Source organism: Pseudomonas fluorescens, assembly GCF_000802965.1.
Classification (GTDB): domain Bacteria; phylum Pseudomonadota; class Gammaproteobacteria; order Pseudomonadales; family Pseudomonadaceae; genus Aquipseudomonas; species Aquipseudomonas fluorescens_A.
This window is the reverse complement of sequence record NZ_JSAK01000027.1, coordinates 89,505-108,637: the sequence shown is the minus strand read 5'-3', so window position 1 is coordinate 108,637 and position 19,133 is coordinate 89,505. Positions and strand designations below refer to the sequence as shown.

17 protein-coding genes, 4 tRNA genes and 1 pseudogene are annotated in these 19,133 nt (G+C 58.3%); 14 read left to right on the top strand and 8 right to left on the bottom strand.

Annotation, left to right across the window (positions count from 1 at the left end):
* Window positions 1–243 precede the first annotated feature (243 nt).
* Window positions 244–942: an orotidine-5'-phosphate decarboxylase gene (pyrF, locus tag NL64_RS21095; RefSeq protein ID WP_172668695.1), complete on the top strand. Its 699-nt coding sequence runs from the start codon at window positions 244–246 to the stop codon at window positions 940–942.
* 102 nt (window positions 943–1,044) lie between these two features.
* Here the strand turns inward: pyrF and NL64_RS21090 are convergent, their stop codons facing one another.
* A complete protein-coding gene (locus tag NL64_RS21090; protein ID WP_034149990.1) occupies window positions 1,045–2,049 on the bottom strand; it encodes an NADP-dependent oxidoreductase in 1,005 nt (334 codons plus the stop codon).
* 236 nt (window positions 2,050–2,285) lie between these two features.
* On the opposite strand from NL64_RS21090, the gene NL64_RS21085 reads away from it, so the two are divergent.
* The 4 genes and pseudogenes from NL64_RS21085 (at window position 2,286) to NL64_RS31210 (ending at window position 6,752) form a co-directional block, all read left to right on the top strand.
* The gene (locus tag NL64_RS21085; RefSeq protein ID WP_034149989.1) at window positions 2,286–3,047 is read left to right on the top strand and encodes an SDR family oxidoreductase; all 762 of its coding nucleotides are present in this window, start codon (window positions 2,286–2,288) and stop codon (window positions 3,045–3,047) included.
* 258 nt (window positions 3,048–3,305) lie between these two features.
* On the top strand, window positions 3,306–4,679 hold the full coding sequence (locus tag NL64_RS21080; protein ID WP_034149988.1) for a PLP-dependent aminotransferase family protein: 1,374 nt from the start codon (window positions 3,306–3,308) through the stop codon (window positions 4,677–4,679).
* Between the two features lie 108 nt (window positions 4,680–4,787).
* Window positions 4,788–5,891, top strand: a pseudogene (locus NL64_RS31215) (HAMP domain-containing protein); the annotation flags it as partial.
* Window positions 5,871–6,752, top strand: a complete 882-nt coding sequence (locus NL64_RS31210) for a methyl-accepting chemotaxis protein (protein ID WP_437176930.1) — start codon at window positions 5,871–5,873, stop codon at window positions 6,750–6,752. The pseudogene NL64_RS31215 and the gene NL64_RS31210, both read left to right, overlap by 21 nt.
* Here NL64_RS31210 and NL64_RS30170 read toward each other — a convergent pair.
* A complete protein-coding gene (locus tag NL64_RS30170) occupies window positions 6,742–6,879 on the bottom strand; it encodes a hypothetical protein (protein WP_155292772.1) in 138 nt (45 codons plus the stop codon). The genes NL64_RS31210 and NL64_RS30170 overlap by 11 nt on opposite strands.
* A gap of 72 nt (window positions 6,880–6,951) precedes the next feature.
* Window positions 6,952–7,710: a hypothetical protein gene (locus NL64_RS21070; RefSeq protein WP_034149986.1), complete on the bottom strand. Its 759-nt coding sequence runs from the start codon at window positions 7,708–7,710 to the stop codon at window positions 6,952–6,954.
* Between the two features lie 387 nt (window positions 7,711–8,097).
* Here NL64_RS21070 and NL64_RS21065 point away from each other — a divergent pair.
* The 4 genes from NL64_RS21065 to NL64_RS21050 all read left to right on the top strand — a co-directional run bounded on the left by NL64_RS21065 (window position 8,098) and on the right by NL64_RS21050 (window position 8,510).
* Window positions 8,098–8,173, top strand: a tRNA-Glu gene (locus NL64_RS21065).
* A gap of 2 nt (window positions 8,174–8,175) precedes the next feature.
* Window positions 8,176–8,251 (top strand) — tRNA-Gly (locus NL64_RS21060).
* A 104-nt stretch (window positions 8,252–8,355) separates the two neighbouring features.
* A tRNA-Glu gene (locus NL64_RS21055) sits at window positions 8,356–8,431 on the top strand.
* Between the two features lie 3 nt (window positions 8,432–8,434).
* Window positions 8,435–8,510: transfer RNA gene (locus NL64_RS21050), tRNA-Gly, on the top strand.
* Window positions 8,511–8,592: 82 nt separating this feature from the next.
* Here NL64_RS21050 and cqsA read toward each other — a convergent pair.
* The 3 genes from cqsA to NL64_RS21035 form a co-directional block, all read right to left on the bottom strand.
* Window positions 8,593–9,813: an alpha-hydroxyketone-type quorum-sensing autoinducer synthase gene (cqsA, locus tag NL64_RS21045; protein ID WP_052321276.1), complete on the bottom strand. Its 1,221-nt coding sequence runs from the start codon at window positions 9,811–9,813 to the stop codon at window positions 8,593–8,595.
* A 185-nt stretch (window positions 9,814–9,998) separates the two neighbouring features.
* A complete protein-coding gene (locus NL64_RS21040) occupies window positions 9,999–10,637 on the bottom strand; it encodes a LysE family translocator (RefSeq protein WP_034149985.1) in 639 nt (212 codons plus the stop codon).
* A 90-nt stretch (window positions 10,638–10,727) separates the two neighbouring features.
* Complete coding sequence (locus tag NL64_RS21035) at window positions 10,728–11,354, bottom strand: serine-tRNA(Ala) deacylase AlaX (protein WP_034149984.1); 627 nt, start codon at window positions 11,352–11,354, stop codon at window positions 10,728–10,730.
* A gap of 91 nt (window positions 11,355–11,445) precedes the next feature.
* Between NL64_RS21035 and NL64_RS21030 the strand changes: the two genes are divergently transcribed.
* Window positions 11,446–12,444, top strand: coding sequence for a LysR family transcriptional regulator (locus tag NL64_RS21030; RefSeq protein ID WP_034149983.1), 999 nt, complete (start codon window positions 11,446–11,448; stop codon window positions 12,442–12,444).
* 60 nt (window positions 12,445–12,504) lie between these two features.
* Here the strand turns inward: NL64_RS21030 and NL64_RS21025 are convergent, their stop codons facing one another.
* Window positions 12,505–12,912 carry a PA2817 family protein gene (locus tag NL64_RS21025; RefSeq protein ID WP_007972361.1) on the bottom strand — a complete coding sequence of 136 codons (408 nt, stop codon included), beginning with the start codon at window positions 12,910–12,912 and terminating at the stop codon, window positions 12,505–12,507.
* Between the two features lie 81 nt (window positions 12,913–12,993).
* Entirely contained in the window at window positions 12,994–15,441 is a 2,448-nt protein-coding gene (locus NL64_RS21020; RefSeq protein WP_034149982.1) for an acyl-CoA dehydrogenase, read from the bottom strand.
* Window positions 15,442–15,689: 248 nt separating this feature from the next.
* On the opposite strand from NL64_RS21020, the gene NL64_RS21015 reads away from it, so the two are divergent.
* The 4 genes from NL64_RS21015 to NL64_RS21000 all read left to right on the top strand — a co-directional run bounded on the left by NL64_RS21015 (window position 15,690) and on the right by NL64_RS21000 (window position 18,859).
* The gene (locus NL64_RS21015; RefSeq protein WP_034149981.1) at window positions 15,690–16,349 is read left to right on the top strand and encodes a transglutaminase-like domain-containing protein; all 660 of its coding nucleotides are present in this window, start codon (window positions 15,690–15,692) and stop codon (window positions 16,347–16,349) included.
* Window positions 16,350–16,393: 44 nt separating this feature from the next.
* Window positions 16,394–17,017 carry a glutathione S-transferase family protein gene (locus tag NL64_RS21010; protein WP_034149980.1) on the top strand — a complete coding sequence of 208 codons (624 nt, stop codon included), beginning with the start codon at window positions 16,394–16,396 and terminating at the stop codon, window positions 17,015–17,017.
* A gap of 133 nt (window positions 17,018–17,150) precedes the next feature.
* Window positions 17,151–18,083, top strand: a complete 933-nt coding sequence (locus NL64_RS21005; protein WP_034149979.1) for an ABC transporter ATP-binding protein — start codon at window positions 17,151–17,153, stop codon at window positions 18,081–18,083.
* On the top strand, window positions 18,080–18,859 hold the full coding sequence (locus tag NL64_RS21000) for an ABC transporter permease (protein ID WP_034149978.1): 780 nt from the start codon (window positions 18,080–18,082) through the stop codon (window positions 18,857–18,859). The genes NL64_RS21005 and NL64_RS21000 overlap by 4 nt, the downstream gene beginning before the upstream one ends.
* Window positions 18,860–19,133: the final 274 nt, after the last annotated feature.

Here is a 19,133-nt window from a genome sequence, read left to right as displayed (position 1 = left end):
GGTTGTGGCTTCAGCATAGGCGTCCGGCCCGGAGGCGGGAAGTGCTGTAAGGGCGTGTTGCGGCTGCCGAGGGTAGCGGTAAAGGGTGTTGTGGGCGTGTCGGGTATGTACCGAACTCGACACAATTGCGCCAGCGGCTAGTCTTGCCTGGGCATTCTCGACGATTTACCGATCATCGGGTCCCGCAGCCGCGCTGGTTCCGCTACAATGCGCGCCGATTTCGACTTGCCTGAGAGCCCACTCATGTCCGCCTGCCAGACTCCTATCATCGTCGCCCTGGATTTCCCCACCCGTGACGCCGCACTGAAGCTGGCCGATCAGTTGGACCCGAAGCTGTGCCGGGTCAAAGTCGGTAAAGAACTGTTCACCAGCTGCGCCTCGGAAATCGTTGGCACCCTGCGTGACAAGGGCTTCGAAGTGTTCCTGGACCTCAAGTTCCACGATATCCCGAACACCACCGCGATGGCCGTAAAGGCGGCTGCAGAGATGGGCGTGTGGATGGTCAACGTGCACTGTTCCGGTGGCCTGCGCATGATGGCGGCGTGCCGTGAAGTGCTGGACAAGCGCAGCGGTCCGCAACCATTGCTGATCGGCGTGACCGTGCTGACCAGCATGGAGCGTGAGGACCTGGCAGGCATTGGTCTGGACATCGAGCCGCAGGAGCAGGTGCTGCGTCTGGCCGCACTGGCGGAAAAAGCCGGGATGGACGGTCTGGTGTGCTCGGCTCTGGAAGCCCAGGCTCTGAAATCGGCGCACCCGTCGCTGCAATTGGTCACCCCGGGGATTCGCCCGGCGGGCAGCGCCCAGGACGATCAGCGCCGCATCCTGACCCCGCGTCAGGCGCTGGATGCCGGTTCTGATTACCTTGTGATTGGCCGTCCGATCAGCCAGGCGGCCGATCCGGCGAAGGCGTTGGCTTCCGTAGTCGCCGAACTGGCCTGAGATAACTTGTAGGAGCCGGCTTGCTGGCGATAGCCTCACCACGGTTCACCTGAACCACCGCGGTGAGGCCATCGCCAGCACGCCGGCTCCTACAGGTTGGGGTTAAACCTTCAACACCAACTTGCCGAAATTCTCCCCGCTGAACAATTTCATCAGCGTCTCCGGGAACGTCTCCAGTCCTTCGACGATGTCTTCCTTGCTCTTGAGCTGACCCTTGGCCATCCAGCCGGCCATTTCCTGCCCGGCGGCAGCGAATTGGGCGGCGTAATCCATTACCACGAAGCCTTCCATGCGCGCACGGTTGACCAGCAACGACAGGTAGTTGGCCGGGCCTTTGACCGCTTCCTTGTTGTTGTACTGGCTGATGGCGCCGCAGATCACTACCCGCGCCTTCATGTTCAAGCGGCTCAGTACCGCGTCGAGAATATCGCCGCCGACGTTATCGAAATACACATCCACGCCTTTCGGGCATTCGCGCTTGAGGCCGGCGATGACGTCTTCGTTCTTGTAGTCGATGACGCCGTCGAAGCCCAGTTCATCAATCAGGAACTTGCACTTGTCCGCACCACCGGCGATGCCGACCACCCGGCAACCCTTGATCTTGGCGATTTGCCCGGCAATGCTGCCCACAGCGCCGGCCGCGCCCGACAGCACCACGGTATCGCCGGCTTTCGGTGCACCGACGTCGAGCAGGGCAAAGTACGCGGTCATGCCGGTCATGCCCAGTGCCGACAGATAACGCGGCAGCGGTGCCAGATTCGGATCGACTTTGTAGAACCCGCGGGGCTCACCGAGGAAGTAGTCCTGCACCCCCAGCGCGCCGTTGACGTAGTCCCCGACCGCAAAACCCGGATTGTTCGAAGCCACGACTTTGCCTACACCCAGCGCGCGCATCACCTCGCCAAGGCCGACCGGCGGGATGTAGGACTTGCCCTCGTTCATCCAGCCACGCATGGCCGGGTCCAGGGACAGGTATTCGTTCTTGACCAGAATCTGACCCGCCGCCGGCTCGCCAACCGGTACTTCCTGATAGGTGAATGTCTCGCGGGTTGCTGCGCCCACAGGACGTTTGGCGAGCAGGAATTGGCGATTGGTCTGATTAGTCATGACAGGCACTCAAGATGAATGAAGCCTTGTTGATAGCCTTTCATCGGCGATGCCGCAAGTTTGGCTGATGCGGCGAATGCAGGTTGATCCAGTGCAGTGATAGTTGGCACGGCAGTTCCATCACTGCAACTCATGGGCGCCCAACCGGCCTTTTGATAGTGCTGCCGTGCCACGGGACGCTGTGGCTAGACTGCGAACACGCGATCCCCGCATCCACTCTCTTCGAGGACATAACAATGAGCATGACGTTTTCCGGCCAGGTCGCCGTAGTGACGGGCGCCGCCAATGGTATTGGCCGGGCGACGGCCCAGGCGTTCGCCGCCGAAGGCTTGAAAGTGGTTGTGGCCGACATGGACACGGCGGGCGGCGAGGGCACCGTGGCGCTGATTCGTACCGCGGGCGGCGAAGCGACCTTCGTGCGCTGCAACGTCACGGTGGAAAGCGAAGTAAAAAATCTGATGGATGAGGTGGTGAATACCTACGGCGGCCTCGACTATGCCTTCAACAATGCTGGTATCGAGATTGAGAAAGGCAAACTGGCCGACGGCACGCTCGATGAGTTTGACGCGATCATGGGCGTTAACGTCAAAGGCGTGTGGCTGTGCATGAAGTATCAATTGCCGTTGCTGCTGGCCCAGGGTGGTGGCGCAATCGTCAACACCGCGTCAGTGGCTGGACTTGGCGCAGCGCCGAAGATGAGTATCTACGCAGCCTCGAAACACGCGGTGATCGGCTTGACCAAATCGGCGGCCATCGAATACGCGAAGAAAAAGATCCGGGTCAATGCGGTTTGCCCGGCGGTGATCGACACCGACATGTTCCGCCGCGCCTATGAGGCCGACCCGAAGAAAGGCGAATTCGCCAATGCCATGCACCCGGTCGGCCGCATCGGCAAGGTTGAGGAGATCGCCAGCGCGGTGTTGTACCTGTGCAGCGACGGCGCGGCATTCACCACGGGGCATTCGTTGGCGGTGGATGGTGGCGTGACGGCGTTCTGAAATACTCCTCCATAGCCCACACCAAACCTGTAGGAGCGAGCCTGCTCGCGATGAGGGAGTGTCAGTCGACATCAATGTTGTCTGATACGCCGCCATCGCGGGCAGGCTCACTCCCACAGGTTTTTTGTTTCCGTGAATACACCGGGCAATGTGTTTCAAATGGTTAGAACCAACGGCTTTGGCGGCGTTGGCGTACATCTTGGCAAGCACTCCTGTGATTAACTGTTTCCCGCAAAACAAACAGGAGTTTGCTTGCTCATGGATTTGAGAATCGATCGACAGGCTTTGGTGCCGGTCGTACAGCAAATCGTCGACGCGCTGATCTGTTGGCTGCGTTGTAACGATGTGGTGCCGGGAGCGCGTTTGCCTTCGGTGCGGCAAATCGCGCGAATCAATCTGCTCAGTCAGTCGAGTGTCGTCGAGGCGTGTGAGCGTCTGGTGGCACAAGGGCTGCTGGAGTCGCGGCATGGTGCAGGTTTTGTCGTCGCTGCCTCGACTGGGTTCGCGCTGGGGCCACAGGACGAAGGCACAGACATCACGCAGCATTCGATGCTGTGCGAGCTACAACTGGGCAGTGGTGGACTCCCCGAGAGCTGGCGTGAGACGGATGATCTGGCGTACGCGATTCGTCAGGTGAGTCGCACCGACATGGCTGGCCTGTTCAATTACAGCACGCCGCTGGGATTGCCGGCGTTGCGCCAGCAAATTGCGAGACGCCTCAGACAGCTGGATATGTGCATCGAAGAGGACCGAATCCTGACCACCGCGGGGGCCAGTCAGGCGTTGGACTTGATCGTGCGCACGCTGCTTAAACCGGGTGATTGCGTGGTGGTGGAAAGCCCCGGTTATCCGATGCTGTTCGAGTTACTCAGACTGCACGGTGTCCGTATGCATGAAGTGGCGCGTACTCCGCGCGGGCCGGACATCGCCGCGCTTGAGGCGCTATTGCAAGAACACCGGCCTCGCGGATTGTTCATCAACAGTTTCCATCACAACCCGACGGGTTGCTGCCTGACACCGGTCGTGGCACAGCGGCTGCTTCAGTTGGCGAAAACATACGGAGTGCAGGTCATCGAGGACGACGTCTATGCAGACCTGCACAGCGGTCCCGGCAAGCGTCTCGCCGCCTTGGATAACAGCGTGATTTACGTCGGCAGTTACTCCAAGACACTCAGCAGTTCCTTGCGTGTCGGCTTCGTCGCGGCAGCTGCCGAGGTCATTGCACGATTGGCCGAAGTCAAAATGATCAGTAGCCTCGGCGCCTCTCGATTTTGCGAATCGGTGCTGGCCTGCCTGTTGGCTAGCGGTGCCTACCGCAAGTTGGTGCAGCGTCAGCGGCAACGCTTGAATAGCGACAGGTTGGCGACGTTGCAGCTGCTCGAAGACGCCGAATGGGAGGTTTTCGGCAAGCCGGCGGGAGGTCTGTTCATTTGGGCGCGATCACGCACATTCGATGACGGCCAGGTGCGGTCATACGCGCGGCGATTTGGCATTTCGCTGTCATCAAAGACAGCCTTCAGTCCCAATGGCGAGGCCTGTGGATGGCAGCGCATCAATGTGGCCTGTGCTTGCGATCCCCGCGCCCGAGCATTTTTCCAGGCCACCGCTCAGGATCGACCTCAAGCGTCCTGAAAGCGACGCCAGCGTAGCTTTTTGCCATTATTCCGACGCCAGAGACTTGTGTTGCTACAGACCCGTTGCGAATCTGCGGCTATTGATTATGGCAGGGGACTAAGTGCAATGATTTCGGCCGTGCAAGGACGTTTTGCCAACCTCGGTATGGCGAAAAAACTGGGTATCGGGTTTGTGCTGGTGCTGTTATTGACCGCCCTGGTGGCGGCCATCGGTGTCTGGTCCCTGCAAACCATCAGCCAGCGTTTCGACGGGCTCAAGCAGATGTCGTCGCTCAACAGTGGTTTGCTGAAAGTGCGACTGCTGGAGCAGGAATATGCCTTGCACGCCAATCCGGAAATCGTCGACGCCCTGCACGAAGGCGTTGACGGCCTGATTGCCCTGGCGAACCAGCTCAAGGCGCAGTCGGCGGCCAACGTACCGGTGATGAATGACGTCGAGCAGTCCCTTGGCGCTTATCGCAAGGCGTTTGACGAGTTCGTCTCGCTCAGTCAGGCCAAGGACCTGGCGCTGGAAATGGCCAGTTGGTCGGTGTCCAGCGTCGCCAATAATCTCGATGTGCTGCAGGCCGGGCTCGCCGATGACGGCGCTTATACCTTGAAGGATTCTGAAGGCAAGGACGGTGCGCAATTCATCGAACAGGCCAGTCAGGTCAGCCAGGTATCCCGGCTGATGCTGCAAGCCATGAATGAAGCGCGCGTACGCCTGGACCAGAGCCGCAAGGGCGATGACAGCGCCGGGCAGGGCAAGATCGAACAGGCCAGTCAGGCGCTGACTCAGGCAGAGCAACTGAAAACCACGGTCAAGGACGAGGGGTATCAGACGGTCCTTAATGAGGTGACCGGTCACATCGCCAGTTTCAGCGACAAGCTTGCCGAGTACACCGGCTTGCTGGAACAGGAAAAAACCGTCTATCAGCAACTGCATCAACGTGCTGCCCAAGTGGTGGAGCGGGTAGATCAGGCCTATGTCGCCGAAGATCATTCAATGCAAGCGGAGCTGAAAAAGAACTCATTGCTGATCATCGGTTCTTCCGCACTGGCCTTGTTGGTCGGGCTGATTGCGGCGTGGGTGATCACCCGCTTGATCGTGGGGCCGTTGCGCAGCGTGATCCGTGTGGCGCAGCAAATCGCCTCGGGAGATTTGAGCGCGACGGTTGAAGTGACGCGTCGTGACGAGATCGGCCAATTGATGCAGGCCATGCAACAGATGGGCGCGGGTTTGAGCCATATCGTCAGCGGTTTGCAGGCGGGCATCGAACAACTGGCCACTTCTGCGCAATCGCTGTCGGCGGTGACGGAACAGACCAACCTCGAAGTCAGCAGCCAAAAGGAAGAAACCGAACAGGTCGCCACGGCCATGAACCAGATGACCGCCACGGTGCATGACGTCGCACGTAATGCAGAGGAAGCCGCCCAGGCCGCGCAAACAGCGGATGGCAAGGTTGAAAGTGGCCAGCACGTGGTTCGCCAGAGCATGGCGCGGATCGAACAACTGGCGGATTCAGCCAACTCGGCCAGTTCGAGTATCGAAAGCCTGAGCGCGGAGATCCAGAACATCGGTTCGGTGCTCAACGTGATCAAGAGCGTGGCCGAGCAGACCAACTTGCTGGCGCTCAACGCCGCCATTGAGGCGGCGCGGGCCGGCGAGCAGGGCAGGGGCTTTGCGGTGGTGGCCGATGAGGTGCGTGCACTGGCCAAGCGGACCCAGCAATCGACCGAAGAAATCGAGCGATTGGTCAGCGCCTTGCGCTCGGCGGCGCACGCGTCAGTGCAGCAGATTCAGAGCAGTGGCGAACTGGTGAAACTGGCGGTCAGCGATGCGCTACAGACCGAGAGTGCGCTGGGAAGCATTGCGGCGGCGGTGTCGTTGATCCAGCAGATGAACCAGCAGATTGCTGCCGCTGCCGAGGAACAGAGTTCGGTGGCCGAGGAGATCAATCGCAGCGTCACGAGCATTCGTGCCAGCGCAGATCAATCTTCGTTGGCGATGCAGGGGAACGCGGCGTCGAGTATCGAGTTGGCGCAGTTGGGGGTTGAGTTGAAGGGGATGGTGGGGCATTTCAGGCTTTGATGGCGGCCTGATAGAAATGCGTACTTGTGTAGGAGCCGGCTTGCTGGCGATGGTCGTTAACGATTACACGCAGTGACGGGTTGAACGCGGTGTACCAATCGCCAGCAAGCTGGCTCCTACAGGTCATCTTTGTTCCCCGAGATTCCGTGAGCCCAAAGAAAAGCCACCTTCCGGTGGCTTTTCTGTATTCGCTCAATGATCAGTCGTAGATCACTTTCTTCTTCCAGTCCGCATCGGCCTCGACGTCCTTGAGGCCTTCGGTCAACTGGTTGACTTCACCTTCTACCGGGGCAATGCGGTCCATGACTTGCGCGTTGGCGCGGGCCAGGAGTTTTTCCAGGTATTCCAGCTGTTCGGCGTAGACCTGTGGTTCCTGTTGTTTGCGCAGGTATTGCACGCCACGTTCGAACGCCAGGCGTGCCTGACCCGGCTGGTTCTGTTGCAGGGAATGCTGGCCGAGATTGTTGAAGAATTCGATGTGCAGCAGCACCAGGATATGGCGAACCTCACGGATCCAGCGCTTGGCTTCATTGGGTGGCAGGAAACCGTCCTGGGCGGCGCGGGTGATTTGGCCGTGCAAGGCTTCGAGCAGGAAGCGCACGTCCTTGGCCTTGGCTTCGGTCTGGATCGGTGCCGGCGGGTTGTTGACCGGGATCGACTCGCCTTGGCCAACCAGGGTCTCAAGCTCGGTGATTCGTGCTTTAAGGTTGGAGCTGGTCTTTTCCAGGTTCAGCAGGCGTTGGCAGACGTTCAGTTCCAGGCGGGTTATCAGCAGCTTGAGCGCTGGTGTCATTAACTGGCCGGGAAAGGTCTCGGTGATTTCTCCGCAACGACGCATGCGATCGTTGAGTTCAACCTTGGTGCGGGCCCTTTCCACCTTATTGTTTTCCACCACATGGTTGATGTAGCCAATGGCGATCAAGAGTGCGATCCCGACTACGACGAGCAGGGTGATCATGAGTGGTGTCACCGGTAAGACCTCTCTTATAGGGTTTGTGCGCGAGTGTAGTGGCTTGGCATTTAAGCGCCTAGGGCCGCTCGACGAGTTGGATCAGCGGGCTTCAACTTGTATCGGCCTGGACCTGTTTATATAGATGCTGGCACTCACGGAGCAGATTGCCATCACTCGTGCGTCGACTATAACGTCTTGGCGGGTGTCAGAATATAGGCGCCAAACACCGGATGACGGAAAAACCGGAATGCTGCCGAAAAGCAGGGCGAAGTCATTGATTTAAATAAATTTATAACTGGGGGTTGACGACCTCTCAATCCATCCATAGAATGCGCGCCACTTGCAGCGTAAAGCACACAGCGAAACGAAGCAGGTAGTGAATGTTGTACGTGTGTCCCCTTCGTCTAGTGGCCTAGGACACCGCCCTTTCACGGCGGTAACAGGGGTTCGAGTCCCCTAGGGGACGCCAATGCGGGAATAGCTCAGTTGGTAGAGCACGACCTTGCCAAGGTCGGGGTCGCGAGTTCGAGTCTCGTTTCCCGCTCCAATTTTAAACAGCGTTGCTTTCGGGCAGGGCTGAGTGAAACCAGAACCAAGTCTTCGGATGCGGATCTGGGCACCGAAACACACACCATGTGTTCCGGGCAGCGTGTCCCCTTCGTCTAGTGGCCTAGGACACCGCCCTTTCACGGCGGTAACAGGGGTTCGAGTCCCCTAGGGGACGCCATTTGCGGGAATAGCTCAGTTGGTAGAGCACGACCTTGCCAAGGTCGGGGTCGCGAGTTCGAGTCTCGTTTCCCGCTCCATATTTAACAAAAACGCCGCTCAGCAATGAGCGGCGTTTTTGTTTGTGCGCGATTTGTACCTGTCCTAACAGTCGGCTGATGTCTAACGTCTCCATAGCTTTAGCCTTACATCATTTCTAATGTCAGCGCAGGCTTTGATCAGACGCTCGATATCTTCATCGCTGAGACCAGAGTTCATTGAAAGTCGAATTAATGAGCGATTGAGTCCGGTTGCGGGAGCGCAGAAAACTGAGCCGAATATGCCTCGCGCCTGCAAGGCGTCCCGCAATCGCAAGGTCAGCAATTCAAGCCCCGGTTCCAGGGCAATAATCTGTTCGCTTCCTGCACTCACGTCATAGCCGAGTTGCGTGAGGGCTGTTCTGACTTTACGGGTGATTGCATGCAGCCTGCTGCGCCGGTCATCGGCGTGCTGCAGAAATTCAGCAGCCTGTTCGAACCAGGTCAACTCGTGATCGAGCAGGCTGGAGCTGAAAATGGCGGGATAGGACTCCATGGCAAAATAATCCCTGAAACTGGCAGGGCACGTAATCAGACCGGCGCGCCCGGCAAATGCCTTGGCCAGGCTGACGGTTTGGAAATGAACTTTGTCGTACAGGTGATGGTGAGCGACCAGTCCTGCGCCCTGTGTCCCATGCGTTCCGAGAGAATGGGATTCGTCGACGACCAGCGCGCAATTATGCCGTTGGGCAACATCGGCGAAATCAGTCAATGGGCAGCGACTGCCATTGGTGCTGTAGATCGCATCGACAGCAATGATTCCCTGACCATGTTTCTTGATCTGGCGCTCCGCATGCGTGGCGTCGTTGTGAGCGAAAGCGACTGAGCGCGCACCCGCGGCGTGCGCTCCCTGCCACAAAGACATGTGCGCATGGATATCCAGATAAACAGGGATGGTGGGGCTGGCAATAGCTTGCAGCAGTCCAACATTGGCGGTCCAGCCTGATTGGCAAAGGATACTGGCTTGAGCGCCCATGAAGTGCGCCAACCGTTGCTCCAGCTTGGCCATGGGCGTGTCACCGTGAACGAACACGGCAGACATCAACAATTGGTGCCGGGTTTGAAGGACGGCGCGGGCCTGGGCTTCGATCAATTGATGCTCGGTTGCCAGGCAAAGATAGTCGTTGCTCGACAGATGCAGTGCGTCGGGACCCGGTTCTGCGCCACGCAACAAATGCTGACCTGCCCAGCGTTGCTGGACCCGCCCAATGGAGTGACTTTCTATTCGTGCCTGAACAAAGTCAGGCAGGTGAGCGTAGTGGGGTTGTTGCGGGGCAGGGTGGGGTATTAGGTGTGATTCCGGCATGGATCAACTCCTTTGCGCAGCGATCAGTAGGTTTGATCGCCGTGCCTCGTTGATCGAACTACACCCCCGAAAGCTCTCCCTGACTACTGTCAGAGTTGACAGTTCTTTAGAGAATTCGACGAATGACCACCAAATAAAAAGGCCCGCCAGTCAGTCTGAGCGGGCCTTTTTAATGCGCGGTGAATTTACATCGACAAAATCAACCGTCCCGCAAAAAGAATAAGGATCACGCCCATCGTGCGTTCGAACCAGTGCCCCATCCGCATAAACAGCAACCTCACCCTGCTGCTTGAAAAGAACACCGCAACAATCACAAACCACAGCGCATTCACAACGCACATCCACACTCCGTACAGCGCCTGAATCTCCAGCGGCGTGCTGGCGCTGATGATGGTGGTGAAGATTGCCAGGAAGAACAGGGTGGCTTTGGGGTTGGTGGCGTTGGTCAAAAAGCCTGTAGTAAATGCCTTCAGCAACGTTTGCTCGACGACGGGTTTATCAGTCGGCTCATCGCCTTCCATAACTGACTTCGGACGACTGCGCAGCAGGTTCACACCCAGATAAAGAATGTAGGCACCGCCCACGACCTTGGCCGCCGTCAGCAACCAGGGAATGGTGTGCATCAGCGCACCGACACCCAGCAAGGTATACAGCACATGCACGGAAATCCCTGCACCGATCCCCAAGGCTGTACAGATGCCAGCCACGCGGCCGAAACGCACGCTCTGGCGAATTGTCACCGCAAAATCCGGTCCGGGAGCGACCACGGCCAGAAAGTGAATGGTCGCCAGCGCCAGAAACTCACCCAGGTAATTCGAAAGCATCTCAGGTCCATCTATCAGAGCGTCAACGAAGCCTGCGAATGCAGGCTCCCTCGGAGGAATGCGATGTCGCAGTCGATATCGCCTAAAGGCTCAATCCACGTGATAGTGGACGGACAACGTGCCTTTCTTTTGCGAAACGGATTCGATTGTGACCGTGCCCAAATCCTTCAGGCTCCGTACATGGGTGCCACCGCAGCCATAGGCGGGCAGTTCACCGAACCCGATTTCCCGGGCGCCTTCGCGCAACGACGTCAGGCGCGGTAGATCGTGGGCGATCCACTGCTCGATGCCGTGTTGAACGGTCTGGACGTCGACGTCGAGTGCCGATTCTGCAGGCTTGAACTGCACGCGACCTTCGCCAGGCCAGTGATGCGCCTTGATCGGCATCCAGCCCATGGCCTGGACAAAATGGCCAATCAAATGGCCGGTGGAGTGCATGCGTGTATTGATCTGGCGGCGCGGCTCATCGACCCGGATCTGGGTCATGCCAGGCTTTACCGGATGATCGACGAAATGGACGATCCGATCCGGATCCTGAACCACGCGCAGCACCCGGCTTTCGCCAATCCAGCCGGTGTCAAAGGGTTGCCCGCCGCCCTGAGGGTGAAACAATGTTGCGCGCAACACCACGGCGAACTCGTTCTCGCTGGGCGTGCATTCCAGGATTTCCACATTGGCCTTGAGGTCATCACTATGGAAAAAGAGGCGAAGCGTCATATTCCATGCTCGTATGAATGTTTCCATTTTTCATTATATGAAGTGTGGAATTACGTGATAATCCGTTCAAACATCAAAGGACTGTTGCGTCGTGAGCATAAATCTTCCATTGCCGTTGCTTGGAGAAATGGCGATCTTCGTCAGGGTTGTCGAGACCGGCAGCTTCTCCGAGGCGGCTCGCCAGTTGGGCTCTTCGCCCTCGGCTGTGAGTCGCAGCATCTCGCGACTGGAGAAAGCCCTGGCCACCCGTTTGCTTCAACGGACCACGCGAAAGTTACGTTTGAGTGACGGTGGCGAGGAGGTATTCAAGCGTTGTCAGGAGATGGTCAACGCGGCTCGCTCAGTCATGGAAATCAGTGGTCAGTTCACAGATGAGCCCGAGGGGGTGGTGCGCCTCAGCGTCCCGAAAGCGGTCGGCCGGATCGTGATTCACCCGCATATACCGGAGTTTTTGCGCCGTTATCCCAAGGTGGATGTAGAGCTATTGCTGGAGGATCGGCAGGTGGACCTGATCGACGATCACGTCGACCTGGCGATTCGTATCACCGACCGGCCGCCAGCGGGATTGGTGGGGCGACAGTTGCTGAGCATCGACCATTTACTCTGCGCCACACCCCAATATCTGGCCGAGCACGGTACACCTACTCACCCCCATGACTTGCTCAACCACAGTTGCATTTACTTGGGCGAAACCCCGAGCGATGCGCGCTGGAAGTTCAAGAAAGGCAGCAAATCTGTCACCGTCGGCGTGCGCGGGCGATACGCCGCCAATCACACGGGTGTACGTTTTGGCGCGGTGTTGCAGCATATCGGTATTGGCAGCCTGCCGTATTTCACGGCGCGTCGTGCCCTGGAGAAGGGGTTGATGGTGCAAGTGCTGCCAGACTGGACGTTTCTGGCGTCCTACCACGGCGGCGCCTGGTTACTGCATTCGCCTACTCGCTACCTGCCACCCAAGCTACGGGTGTTGATCGATTACCTGGTGGAGTGCATGGAGAATGAACCGACGCTGGGCAAACCAGGCAAGTCCGGCAACTTGAGTACGGCTGTATCGGAGTATGAGTTGCCCGAGAGTGATGGGTTGTTCTGAATCAAAAGCAAAAGATCCAAAAAAATAGGCCCGCATGTTCAACCATGCGGGCCTTTTGCATCAGTGCTTACTGTCCTGATTCGACAACGCCAGCAGCTGTTTTTCCTGGTTCCAGTCAAACGGTTCGTCATTCTGTTCCGCTTCAAAACGACGTTCTTCCAGCGCCTGATACAGGTCGATTTCATCATCGGGCATGTAGTGCAGGCAGTCACCGGCGAAGTACCACAGCAGGTCGCGCGGCACCAAATGGGCGATTTGCGGATAGCGGGTGATGACCTGGCAAAGGATGTCCTGGCCCAGATATTGGCTTTCGATCGGGTCGACCGGTAGCAGTGCAAGTAGTTCGTCGAAGCGCTCGAGGAACAAGGCATGGCTTTCGTCGGGAACCTGTTCGGCCTCACCCACGGCGACCAGGATGCTGCGCAAATGGTCGAGCAAAACGAGATGGTCGGCAACGATGTTGGACACGAGATAAGTCCTCAAGAGCAAAACGGGCGCGGGAGTATAAAGCTCCCGCGCGCATTTTCCCATGATAGAGAGCCGGATGGGTCAGCGGACCTTACCATCGGTCAGTGCTATTTCCTCTTTATCGAAATCATCGACATCGATCACCTTGCGCTGCGCCGCTTCTGCGTCACGCAGGGTCTGCGCTTCGACCGGTTGCAACACGCCGGCTTCCAGTGCCGCATCGATGACATGTTCGCCAGCGGCCGGTTTGAGTTGGCCGCTCTTGAGCGCGACATGCAGTTTTTTTCGCAAGGGTTGTGCCGCGTTCAATTGATCGTAGGCGTGCTGCAGAACGCCAACCGGATCTTCGTTCGATTGCGGGCGATAGCAGCCCAAGAGCAATTCCTCCAGGGCCGGATCGCCCTTGGCACGACCGATCACTGCTGCAACTTCGGCACCGAGCTTGTCCGATGGTCCCTTATGGCGACGACCGAACGGGAACACGATCACTCGCAACAGGCAGCCCAACACCTTGTTCGGGAAGTTGCTCAGCAGCTCATCCATGGCTCGCTCGCCGTGCCCCAGGCTTTCCTCCATGGCCCAGGTGAACAGCGGCGTCATGTATTCCGGCGCGTCGAGGTCGTTGTAGCGCTTGAGCGCGGCGCTCGCCAGGTACATGTTGCTGAGGACATCACCCAGACGTGCCGACAGGCGTTCGCGGCGTTTCAGTTCGCCGCCGAGCAACATCATGCTGAGGTCGGCCAGCAGCGCGAACGCAGCGGCCTGACGGTTGAGTGCGCGGAAGTAACCTTGGCTGAGCTTGTCGCCGGGCACGTGTTCCAGATGCCCGAAACCGAGGTTCAGCACCAACGTGCTGGCCGCGTTGCTCACTGCAAAACCGATGTGTTTGAGCAGCAAACCGTCGAATTCGATCAGTGCCTGATCCTTGTCCTCGCGAGTCGCGAGGGCCATTTCCTTGAGTACGAAAGGATGGCAGCGAATTGCGCCTTGGCCGAAGATCATCAGGTTGCGCGACAGAATGTTCGCGCCTTCCACGGTAATGAAAATCGGCGCGCCGTTCCATTTGCGCCCGAGGTAGTTGTTCGGCCCCATGATGATCGCCTTGCCGCCGTGCACATCCATCGCCTGGCTGATGCACTCGCGACCGCGTTCGGTGAGGTGGTACTTGAGAATCGCCGACAGCACCGATGGTTTCTCGCCGAGGTCCACTGCGTTGGCAGTCAGCATTCGTGCGGCGTCCATCATCCAGGCGTTGCCACCGATACGCGCCATGGCTTCCTGGATGCCTTCGAAAGCGGAGATCGGAACGTTGAACTGCTCGCGAATCTGCGCGTACTGGCCGGTTACCAGGCTAGTGAACTTGGCCATGCCAGTGCCTACCGCCGGCAGGGAGATCGAACGCCCGACCGACAGGCAATTCATCAGCATCATCCAGCCTTTGCCGAGCATTTCCTGGCCGCCGATCAAGAACTCCAGCGGCACGAAAACGTCCTTGCCGGAGTTCGGGCCGTTCATGAACGCCGCACCCAATGGCAGGTGTCGACGGCCGATTTCAACGCCGGGGAGATCGGTCGGAATCAGTGCCAGGCTGATGCCCAGGTCTTCCTCTTCTCCCAGTAAATGGTCCGGATCGTAAGCCTTGAACGCCAGGCCGAGCAGGGTGGCCACCGGGCCCAGGGTGATGTAGCGCTTTTCCCAGTTCAGGCGCAGGCCGAGGGTTTCCTTGCCTTCCCATTCACCTTTGCAAATCACCCCGGTGTCGGGCATGCCGCCCGCGTCGGAACCGGCCAGAGGACCGGTCAGTGCAAAGCAGGGAATCTCGTCGCCGCGCGCCAGACGTGGCAGGTAATGGTTGCGTTGTTCGTCAGTGCCGTAATGCAGCAACAGTTCGGCAGGGCCGAGGGAGTTGGGGACCATCACGGTGGAGGCGAGGTCGCCGCTGTGGCTCGCCAGTTTCATCGCCACCTGGGAGTGGGCGTAAGCGGAGAAACCCTTGCCGCCAAACTCCTTGGGAATGATCAGGGCAAAGAAGCCGTTGTCCTTGATGTAAGCCCAAGCCTCGGCGGGCAAATCCATGGTTTGACCGAGCTGCCAGTCGCTGACCATGCCGCAGAGTTCTTCGGTCGGGCCGTCAATAAAGGCCTGTTCCTCTTCGCTCAGTTGCACTTTGGGATAGGACAGCAGTTTGTTCCAGTCCGGGCGACCACTGAACAGTTCGCCGTCCCACCACACGGTGCCCGCTTCGATGGCATCGCGTTCGGTTTCCGACATCGGCGGCAGGGTTTTCTGGAACCAGTTGAACATCGGTGCGCTGAAGAATTTGCGCCGCAGATCAGGCAATAGCAGGGGCGCCGCCACAGCGGCGGTCAGCACCCAGAAGATAAACAGCAGCCAACCCGGTGCGCGGCTGAACGCGCCCATTGCCAGCAGATAGACAGCCACGATGCCCAAGGCAGGCAGTGGCGCGATGCGACGGTGGGCTAAATAAGCTATCCCGACAACCAGAACCAGTATCCACAACAGCAGCATATTTAATCCTCCGTGAACCCAGGGCGAACCAACCCACAGAGCTTAGACGGCATCCGCGAAACGGGGTGGTCAGAGCGATGTGATTGAAATCGTGGGAAACCCTGGATGATTGTGTAGGCCTTATCCGCGACAGACCGTGAAAGATCGTTCATTGAGCGGGCGGCAAAGCGCCCATGTTTGGCCGAAACGTCGTTATCTCTGTGCTGAACCTCTCGCTAGACTCGGGACTTCCCCAGGAGATTGCCCTCATGCACGAGTATCTGAGTCCCGGTCGCTTCATCGATAGTGACCACCCCTCGGTGGTGGAGTTCGCCGAAAAACATCGTGGCGCCAGTCGCGACTCGCTCGAGCAGGCGATCCATCTCTATTACGCCGTGCGCGAGGCCGTGCGTTACAACCCGTATACCTTCAGCCGTGATCCGCAAACCTTGCGCGGCAGCTATGCGCTGGCGACCGGGGAAAGTTACTGCGTGCCCAAAGCCACGTTGCTGGCCGGTGCAGCACGGCATTGCGGGATACCTGCACGGATCGGTCTGGCGGATGTGCGCAATCATTTGTCGACGCCGCGTTTGCTCCAATTGCTCAAGAGCGACGTATTCGCCATGCACGGCTACACCGAGCTTTATTTGAACGGGCGTTGGGTCAAGGCGACGCCTGCCTTCAACCAGGGTTTGTGCGAGCTGTTCAATGTGGCGCCGCTGGAATTCGACGGGATCAACGACAGCGTTTTTCATCCCTTCAATCGCGACGGCGAGAAGTTGATGGAGTACCTGATTGATCACGGTCAATACACCGACGTACCGGAAACGTTCTTCTTCGAACACCTTGAAAAGTGTTATCCGCACCTGTTTGGCGAGCAGCTACCGCAGCTGCTGGGCGACATGCAGAGCGATTTGAGTCGCGCCTGATCCGGCGTATGCTGCCTGCGCATTCATCAATCGAGAGGGCGGTCATGCTGAAGATCTGGGGTCGGAAAAATTCATCGAATGTCAGAAAACCTTTGTGGGCCGCCGAGGAGCTGGGCCTGGACTACGAGGCCATCGATGCGGGCGGCGCCTATGGTGTCGTCGATACGCCCGAGTACCGCGCCATGAACCCCAATGGCCGTGTGCCGGTGATTGAAGACGACGGTTTCGTATTGTGGGAATCCAACGCCATCGTCCGTTACCTGTTGGCCAAACATGCGGCGAATACCCCGTGGTGTCCGGCAGATCCGCAAGTACGGGCCACCGCGGACAAGTGGATGGACTGGACCACTTCCAATTTGGCCGGACCGTTCCGCACGGTTTTCTGGGGCGTGTTGCGTACCCCGGCCGATCAGCAGGACTGGCCCGCGATCAAGGCTGCGATCAAGGAATGCGAAGCGCTGCTGGCGATGGCCGATCAAGCGCTGGCGACCAAGCCTTACCTGTCCGGTGACGAGATCGGCATGGGCGACATTCCCCTGGGCAGTTTCATTTATGCCTGGTTCGAGATGCCGATCGAGCGTGCGCCAATGCCACATCTAGAGGCTTGGTACGCGCGGTTGCAAGAGCGTCCGGCGTATCGCAAGGCCGTTATGACCGCGTTGACTTAATACCTACTATCGACACACTTGACTGTACTTGTGTGGCGGCGACAAGCACCATTGCGCTCATGCAGCGCGGTTGCATTGCTCGCCGCCCGCCACTATTTATCCTTTTCTTCCCTTCTTGGTGCATAAATCCGATATGAGTTCCGCTCTGTCCATCCGGCAGCTAACCAAAACCTACGGCAACGGTTTCCAGGCCCTGAGTGGTATCGATCTGGATGTCGCCGAAGGTGACTTCTTCGCCTTGCTCGGCCCGAACGGCGCCGGCAAATCCACGACCATCGGCATTCTCTCGACCCTGGTGAACAAGACCAGCGGCACGGTGAATATCTTCGGTCACGACCTGGACAAGAACCCGGCGCAGCTCAAACGCTCCATCGGCGTCGTGCCCCAGGAATTCAATTTCAACCAGTTCGAAAAGACCTTCGACATCGTCGTGACCCAGGCCGGTTACTACGGCATTCCATCGAAAGTCGCCAAGGAGCGCGCCGAGCAGTATCTGACCCAACTCGGTCTGTGGGACAAACGCGATGTGCCGTCGCGTTCGCTGTCCGGCGGCATGAAGCGTCGTTTGATGATCGCCCGTGCGCTGGTTCACGAACCGCGCCTGTTGATCCTCGACGAACCGACTGCCGGCGTGGACATCGAACTGCGACGTTCGATGTGGACCTTCCTCACCGAGCTGAACCAGAAAGGCATCACCATCATCCTCACCACGCACTATCTGGAAGAGGCTGAGCAGCTGTGCCGCAACATCGGCATCATCGACCACGGCGTCATCGTCGAAAACACCAGCATGAAGCAGTTGCTCGGTCAGCTGCATGTCGAGACTTTCCTGCTGGACTTGAAGAACGGTGTCAGCGCGCCGCCGCAACTGATCGGTTATCCGTCACGCTTGCTCGATGGTCACACCCTGGAAGTCCAGGTCGACAAGAGCATGGGCATCACGGCGCTGTTCACTCAGCTGGCGCAGCAAAACATTGAAGTGCTGAGCCTGCGTAACAAAACCAATCGCCTCGAGGAGTTGTTCGTGTCCCTGGTGGAGAAAAATCTGTCGAAGGTGGCGGTATGAGTTCCGAGCTGCAACCCAACCTCGTTGCCCTCAACACCATTGTTTACCGTGAGGTCCGGCGCTTTACCCGGATCTGGCCGCAGACGCTGCTGCCGCCAGCGATCACCATGGTTCTGTATTTCGTGATTTTCGGTAACCTGATCGGTCGGCAAATCGGCGATATGGGTGGCTTCACCTATATGGAATACATCGTGCCGGGGCTGATCATGATGTCGGTGATCACCAACTCCTACGGCAACGTGGTATCGAGTTTCTTCGGCAGCAAGTTCCAGCGCTCCATCGAAGAACTAATGGTATCGCCGGTTTCCCCGCACACCATCCTGATCGGCTACACCCTCGGTGGCGTATTGCGCGGGTTGATGGTCGGGATCATCGTGACGCTGCTGTCGCTGTTCTTCACCGATTTGCAGGTGCATCACCTGGGCGTGACCATTCTGGTGGTGGTGCTGACGGCAACGATCTTCTCGCTGCTGGGTTTCATCAACGCCGTGTTTGCGCGCAACTTCGATGACATCTCGATCATCCCGACGTTTGTGCTGACGCCGTTAACCTACCTGGGCGGGGTGTTCTACTCGATCTCGTTGCTGCCGCCATTCTGGCAGACCGTGTCGTTGGCCAACCCGGTGCTGCACATGGTCAACGCATTCCGTTACGGCATTCTTGGGGTGTCGGATATCCGGATCAGCATTGCGATTACGTTCATGCTGGTGGCAACGGTCGTGTTGTACCTCGGTTGTGCGCGGTTGCTGGTGAGTGGGCGCGGGATGCGTACTTAAGATCTCAATGCATCTATTCCCCTGTAGGAGCCGGCTTGCTGGCGATGACGGTCCCGTCGCCAGGGGATGTACTCGATCTATTGTGGGAGCGAGCCTGCTCGCGATGGCGGCCTAACAGCCGACCTTTTCTTTGTTGACAGCGTACATATCCATTCCTGCTGTAACGGCGACTTATGGTTTCGCACTTACGGCGAGTCACTTGGAAGAGCCCCAAGTAACCAAGGGCTCTTGCCCTTTTCGTTCGGTGCCTCGCAGGCTCGGCATGCCCTCGCTC

What these genes read in the sequence shown, in the direction of transcription:
- pyrF (WP_172668695.1), top strand. Translation starts at nt 244, where the DNA reads ATGTCCGCCTGCCAGACTCCTATCATCGTCGCCCTGGATTTCCCCACC.
- NL64_RS21090 (WP_034149990.1), bottom strand. Translation starts at nt 2,049, where the DNA reads ATGACTAATCAGACCAATCGCCAATTCCTGCTCGCCAAACGTCCTGTG.
- NL64_RS21085 (WP_034149989.1), top strand. Translation starts at nt 2,286, where the DNA reads ATGAGCATGACGTTTTCCGGCCAGGTCGCCGTAGTGACGGGCGCCGCC.
- NL64_RS21080 (WP_034149988.1), top strand. Translation starts at nt 3,306, where the DNA reads ATGGATTTGAGAATCGATCGACAGGCTTTGGTGCCGGTCGTACAGCAA.
- NL64_RS31210 (WP_437176930.1), top strand. Translation starts at nt 5,871, where the DNA reads ATGCAGGCCATGCAACAGATGGGCGCGGGTTTGAGCCATATCGTCAGC.
- NL64_RS30170 (WP_155292772.1), bottom strand. Translation starts at nt 6,879, where the DNA reads ATGACCTGTAGGAGCCAGCTTGCTGGCGATTGGTACACCGCGTTCAAC.
- NL64_RS21070 (WP_034149986.1), bottom strand. Translation starts at nt 7,710, where the DNA reads ATGATCACCCTGCTCGTCGTAGTCGGGATCGCACTCTTGATCGCCATT.
- cqsA (WP_052321276.1), bottom strand. Translation starts at nt 9,813, where the DNA reads ATGCCGGAATCACACCTAATACCCCACCCTGCCCCGCAACAACCCCAC.
- NL64_RS21040 (WP_034149985.1), bottom strand. Translation starts at nt 10,637, where the DNA reads ATGCTTTCGAATTACCTGGGTGAGTTTCTGGCGCTGGCGACCATTCAC.
- NL64_RS21035 (WP_034149984.1), bottom strand. Translation starts at nt 11,354, where the DNA reads ATGACGCTTCGCCTCTTTTTCCATAGTGATGACCTCAAGGCCAATGTG.
- NL64_RS21020 (WP_034149982.1), bottom strand. Translation starts at nt 15,441, where the DNA reads ATGCTGCTGTTGTGGATACTGGTTCTGGTTGTCGGGATAGCTTATTTA.
- NL64_RS21015 (WP_034149981.1), top strand. Translation starts at nt 15,690, where the DNA reads ATGCACGAGTATCTGAGTCCCGGTCGCTTCATCGATAGTGACCACCCC.
- NL64_RS21010 (WP_034149980.1), top strand. Translation starts at nt 16,394, where the DNA reads ATGCTGAAGATCTGGGGTCGGAAAAATTCATCGAATGTCAGAAAACCT.
- NL64_RS21005 (WP_034149979.1), top strand. Translation starts at nt 17,151, where the DNA reads ATGAGTTCCGCTCTGTCCATCCGGCAGCTAACCAAAACCTACGGCAAC.
- NL64_RS21000 (WP_034149978.1), top strand. Translation starts at nt 18,080, where the DNA reads ATGAGTTCCGAGCTGCAACCCAACCTCGTTGCCCTCAACACCATTGTT.